Annotated in this window: 7 protein-coding genes; all 7 read right to left on the bottom strand. The window is 44.6% G+C overall.

Annotated features, from left to right (window positions below):
- Positions 1–49 precede the first annotated feature (49 nt).
- On the bottom strand, positions 50–1,315 hold the full coding sequence (locus KUL49_RS20565) for a tetratricopeptide repeat protein (RefSeq protein WP_131138445.1): 1,266 nt from the start codon (positions 1,313–1,315) through the stop codon (positions 50–52).
- A gap of 2 nt (positions 1,316–1,317) precedes the next feature.
- Entirely contained in the window at positions 1,318–1,929 is a 612-nt protein-coding gene (locus KUL49_RS20560) for an energy transducer TonB (protein WP_014948704.1), read from the bottom strand.
- A gap of 1 nt (position 1,930) precedes the next feature.
- Complete coding sequence (locus KUL49_RS20555; protein WP_012517737.1) at positions 1,931–2,329, bottom strand: biopolymer transporter ExbD; 399 nt, start codon at positions 2,327–2,329, stop codon at positions 1,931–1,933.
- An 11-nt stretch (positions 2,330–2,340) separates the two neighbouring features.
- On the bottom strand, positions 2,341–2,865 hold the full coding sequence (locus KUL49_RS20550; RefSeq protein ID WP_012517736.1) for a MotA/TolQ/ExbB proton channel family protein: 525 nt from the start codon (positions 2,863–2,865) through the stop codon (positions 2,341–2,343).
- Between the two features lies 1 nt (position 2,866).
- Positions 2,867–4,225, bottom strand: coding sequence for a MotA/TolQ/ExbB proton channel family protein (locus tag KUL49_RS20545; protein ID WP_014948703.1), 1,359 nt, complete (start codon positions 4,223–4,225; stop codon positions 2,867–2,869).
- 6 nt (positions 4,226–4,231) lie between these two features.
- Complete coding sequence (locus KUL49_RS20540; protein WP_014948702.1) at positions 4,232–4,993, bottom strand: DUF3450 domain-containing protein; 762 nt, start codon at positions 4,991–4,993, stop codon at positions 4,232–4,234.
- A 440-nt stretch (positions 4,994–5,433) separates the two neighbouring features.
- The coding region (locus KUL49_RS20945) for a hypothetical protein (RefSeq protein ID WP_207308470.1) at positions 5,434–5,626 on the bottom strand (193 nt) is incomplete at its 5' end.

Below are 5,626 nucleotides of genomic sequence, written 5' to 3'. Positions count from 1 at the left end.
GGGCAAAAAAAAGCCTCCCAAAGGGAGGCTTTTTTGCTAAAACCACATATTAGATACTAATACCGCGGTTCTTCGCTTTTTCCTTGATATAAGGTTCCCACGCTGCAGCGTTGCGGCGTAGAGAGCGATCTTTCTTAGCTTCTTGTACGTGCTTGTACGCAGACTTGAAGTTACCTGCGTAGAAGTTCGCTTCCATTAACGTGAAGTGAATCTTCTCAGGGTCTTCAGCACCACGCTCTAGAGCATTCTCTAGTGCTTTAATAGCGCCTTTGTAGTCTTCCGCTACAAGTAAAAGTGTACCTTGCTTACGATAATGCTCAGGGTCTGAACTCTTTGCGGCCGCCTGTGCGTACAGATTTGCTGCAGTTTTGAAGTTCTTCGCCTGGTGATACGCGTTAGCAATATTAGCAAGCATATCGGCATCATTCTTCAACAAGCCTTCTTTCATGTGCTTCTCAAGTAACTTCGCAGCCTTGTAAGGCATGCCGTTACTTTGATAAAGCTGAGCAAGCGTTTTGATTTCTGACTCTTTCTCTAGATAGCCCTGCATATAAGCAAGTTCTAGCGTTGAAAGACCTTTCTTATAGTCTTCAACTAAGATGTAGAAAAAGCCAAGACGTGACCACCAAGTTTTTTCCTGAGGGAAAGTTCTAACAAGATCTTCCGCCACAGCAACCGTTTCAGGGTACATCTTACGCTCGTAGTAAGAAGTTAGCTTTAATACATACGGGTTTTTGTTTGGCTCTTCATACAAAGCAATCGCTTTGTCTGCTGGCTCAACCATCTTCGCTAGTTGCTTAGATTCAAAGTAAGCCTGTGCCAAACGCGTATATACGTCTGCGTCTTCTTTACACGTGAAGTCCATCCACTTGTTATACCATTTAATGGCATCAGTGTACTTCTCTTCCTGCATGCTCAAATCACCTAGTAATTTAAGTGTTTGAGAGTGTTCAAGGTCGTTTAGAGCTTTTGGTTCAACTGATTCAACCAAATACCCTAAAGCTTTACCACCTTGACCTTCTTGCGCAGCAAGTAAGTTACCAATAAAACGCTTTACGTAAGCTCTATCGAAATCGTCAGATGCGTCGATTTCGTAAAGTACGTTTAGTGCTTCATTAACTTGGTCTTCATTGTAGAATTCAAAAGCTTTCTGAACTTTTTTACCGGTACGCTCACCTACAAGCGTTGTTTTTCCTTTCTCATATCCAGGACAAACAACAGGTGCTGACTGCGCTAGGGCAGCGGGTGCTGAAAGCACCGCACCTGCGCCTAGCACTAAAGCAACGGCTGACATTTTGAATGTACGTTTCATCATGATCATTGCTCCAGTTTAAAGTCTAGCTGTACGAACATGCCAGGTTGTTTAACTGGCTTGCCATCAACGATCTTAGGCTTGTATTTCCACTTACGTAGAGCACGACGTGCTTCACGGTCGAATACGCGCTTAGGTTCAGCTTCGATAACTTCGATATCTTCAACACCACCAACTTCGTTGATAGTGAAAGACAGTCTTACCCAACCTTCACGGCCGTCGCGGGCTGCATCAGGTGGATATTTCGGGTCGATACGAACGATAGGTGTTGCTTCACCATCACGCTGCATTGCACCAACACCACCGATGTTTACACCAACACCACCTGTGTCGATAGCTGGAATAGCTAAGCTAAAGCCATCTGCATCAGGTTCCGCTGTTTCCGGCTCTACTTGCTCCATTTTAGGAGGCTGTGGAGGCGGAGGTGGCGGTGGTGGTGGAACACGAGTACGCGTTTGCGTCTGGTCGTCTGGTTCCTGCATTACAATATCGATAACCGGTGCAGGCGGTACTTCGTCTGCTGGTCTAGATGAATTTTCAATCAACTTGGCCATTAGAACGAAAAGGGCAAATGCAACACCAGCACCTAAAAGTATAGATACAATTATACGTAACATCTTATCCCCTTGCCGCTACCGAGACTCGGTTAACGCCAGCGGCTTTAACCTGATCCATAATCTCAACTACTAAACCATGCTTCGCTTTTACGTCAGCTTGTATGATTACGTAGTCAGTAGGCTGCTCGGTAAGCAGTCTTTCAATATTCGCTCTTACGCTGTCCGGCGCAACTTCACGCTTATCTAGCCATACATTTCCGTCTTCAGTTACGGCGATGAAAATGTTTGCATTTTTGTGAAGAATCGCCTGGCTCGCATCTGGCTTGTTGACTTCGATCCCTGCTTCTTTAACGAAAACAGTGGTAACGATAAAGAAGATCAGCATGATAAACACGATATCCAACATGGGCGTCATGTCGATCTGTGCATCTTCTTCCTCGGTTCTGACTTTTCGAGCCATAATCTCTCTCTCTAATGATGTGGCAGGCTATCAACTAGCCCTTCTCTTGCCAGCTTCACTTTCGCTTCAAGACGTGAACTGATGAACAGTCCAGATAGCGCGGCTACCATTCCCGCCATTGTCGGGATCGTTGCCATAGAGATACCAGCTGCCATTAGACGAGCGTTGCTGGTGCCCTGTGTTGCCATTGTCTCGAAAACACTGATCATACCGGTTACTGTTCCAAGTAGACCGATTAGTGGACACATTGCAATAATGGTTCTGATAATCAGCATTCTAGCGTTAAGGTCGTCTGACGCTTGAGAAATCCACGCGTCACGGATTCTATGCGCATACCATGATGTGGTATCTGCTCGGGCATCCCAATTCGCGATGATGTTTTTCTTCACCTTTGGGAAGACCGAGGTTAAATACCAGTAACGCTCAATCATTAAAACCCACATGAGAAAGAGCGCGGCAGCAACGAAGTATAGTACGTCACCGCCGGTAGCGATAAAGTCCCTGACCGATTCGAATAATCCAATCAGGTAATTCATATTACGCTTTCTCCGACTCTGAGTGAGCAGCTACGATACCCGCAGTTTGCTCATCAAGAATGTGGATGATTGACTTGCTACGAGAAGCTACGATGCTGTGAGTAAGGATTAGAGGCAGAGCCGCGATAATACCTTGAGCAGTAGTTACAAGAGCCATAGAGATACTTCCTGCCATCATACGTGGGTCACCTGTACCGAATAGTGTGATGGTTTGGAATGTCTCGATCATACCTAGTACTGTACCTAGTAGACCTAGTAGAGGAGCAATCGCTGCGAAGATCTTGATAACGTTGATGCCGCTTTCAATTTTTGGAAGCTCGCGAAGAATCGCTTCATCAAGTTTAAGCTCAAGGTTTTCTGCATCAGCAGTCTTGTTCTCTTGGTAAACTTTAAGGATACGACCTAGTGGGTTACCTTCTGAAGGATTGTTTACGTTCTTAAGCTGTGAACGCATTTTTCCACCAGTGATCGTTAGTGTGATCATTTTGTAGATACCAATTAGTAGGCCAATCGCAAGCATAATTGTGATTGTGTAACCAACTGGACCACCAGCATGATAACGCTCAGACATTGTCGCTTTTTGCTTCAATAGACCAAGGATTGCACCTTGAGAAGGGTCAGCAAAGAAAGGAACAATACCAGAAGTAGCGCCGATTAGTTCGTCAGCAGAAGCTACAAAGTGACCATCTGGTTGACGACCAAGAGGCTGAACAACTTCAGCTTCAGCGTCATACGCTAGGTAACCAGCTTCACCAACAAGGTTGAAAGTACCAACACGAACAACTTCTTGCTGTGAAGAACCGCCGTCAAGGTTAACAACTTCTGTAGTGAACTTAACTACTTCACCGCCTTCAGTCATTTCTTTCTGAAGAGCAAACCATAGGTCTTCAAGTTCTTTAATGTTTGGAAGACCTTTAGAGTCTTCTGACATTTCAGCAAGGAACTGACCACGGCCAGGGAATTGTGCACTTACGATTGATGTAGAGATACGGCCGTAAGCTTCAGAAGATGCTTGACGTACCACACCAAACATTTCACCAAGTGTACCTGTAGCTTGGTCTAGCTCAGCAGCTTTCTCGTTTAATGTAACTTCGTTGTCTGAGAATTGCTTCTGTAGACGGTCACCACGAGCTTGTTCAGCTTTAAGATCTGCTTGTGCTTTGCGAAGAAGTGCTTGCTTGTCAGCACGTGCTGATTGGAACTCAGCTTCGCGTTGCTTATCTAGGCGAGCTTCAGAAACGCGGTTCTGTTGAACCTGGTCTAGAAGGTCTTTCAGGCTCTTTGCTTCCTGAGCCTGCGCTCCGGTTGCTGCAACTGCAACTGTCGCAGCGGCTAAAAGAGATTTGAATACTGGTTTCATTAACAATTACTCCGCTGCGCTAATTGGTAGTTTAATCAGATCCGCAGGAATGACGTTGTTAGCCATTTTAACTGCGTCAACAACTGAAGACAGATACTCGTCACCCAGTTTTTCCCATGCGCGGCTTTCGTTGTTCCATACCCATGCGTGAGTTTGGTCTAGAGAAAGTGCAACTAGCGCCGTACGACCTAGGTTAAAGAAGTCAACAGTAACTTCTGTGCCTGCGTCGTCGATAGTACCTTGGTAAGAGTTGATCTTAGTACCGTATTCAACTTCTACTAGGTAAGCTTCTAGTACCTGACGGAACTGTTCTGAAACAGTTACGTTAGAGTTAGCCATAAGGTCGCGAAGACGCTCAACACGCTGTAGACGCTCGTCTAAGTGAATTGGACGGTCTAGCTTGATGAACTGCTCTAGGCTGTCGATCATGCGGAACATAAGAGGAACGATGCCCTGCTTAGTTTGTTCGATGCTGTCGATCTGACGTTGTAATGAATCGATACCGCGTTGCTGGTCTGCAACTAGGCTTGCGATGTAATCGTTGTAGATTTTAAGGTTTTCTGTCTCATCTACTGTTTGACGATACTCAACAAGTAGTTCTTGAGACTGTTCAAACAACGTATTGATTTTTTCTTGAGATTTCGCTGCAGCCGCGTGGATTTTCGCTTCTTCTTTATGAAGATCTTCAAGCGTATCTGCAGAGACTGCGCTACCTGTTAGTGCGAATGCACCCATAACAGTAGAAGCAATAAGAGTTCTCTTGCTCATTTTGGACATAGTTCCCAACCAAATTTCTTATTTGAATCCTCGCCGATAAGGAAAATATTCGGGCAAGGGGCGTATAAAACTTTCACAATTTTGTTTCAGGAATGTAGCACAGACATCAATAGTCAGTACTACGAACGTATTATACTCACATGGAATGTTACGTTTAGTCAAGTAACACACTGTTTACACCTAGTAGATCCCTAATTGAATGCTCAATTTACACTCAAACTTGTTTAACAGCTCAAAAAACGCTCTGTGTGTACTTGTCATTTTTTATTTAATGAATATGTAGTTTGTTTGAACGCTCTTCGGTGATGCAATGATTTTTCAATACTATGTTTTGTTGCACTTATGTTGATTTTTAGCATGAAGGAGAGCAGCCTATGCCTTATGGAGTAACTAAACCTTAATTCAGCAGAGAAAGTTGCCCTCGACGCGAGTTATAAGGCAAGTCGTAAGCATTTACTTGGGCGTTTTTCAAGGAAGTTGTCGCCTGAGCTGTTAAGCTGTTTCTTTTTATTTTCCGGATTTAGCTTTACGCTTCCGCTTTTATCCCAGTTTCTGGTTCCAGCAGTCCAACGATTCGGATTCTTCACTTTTACTTTGGTATGTACCGCTGGTCTATCAAAACTC

The sequence above is a fragment of the Alteromonas sp. KUL17 genome, from assembly GCF_006538305.1.
Classification (GTDB): Bacteria; Pseudomonadota; Gammaproteobacteria; order Enterobacterales; family Alteromonadaceae; genus Alteromonas; species Alteromonas macleodii.
Note: the sequence above shows the minus strand (reverse complement) of the source record. Positions and strands in the feature narration are given on the sequence as shown.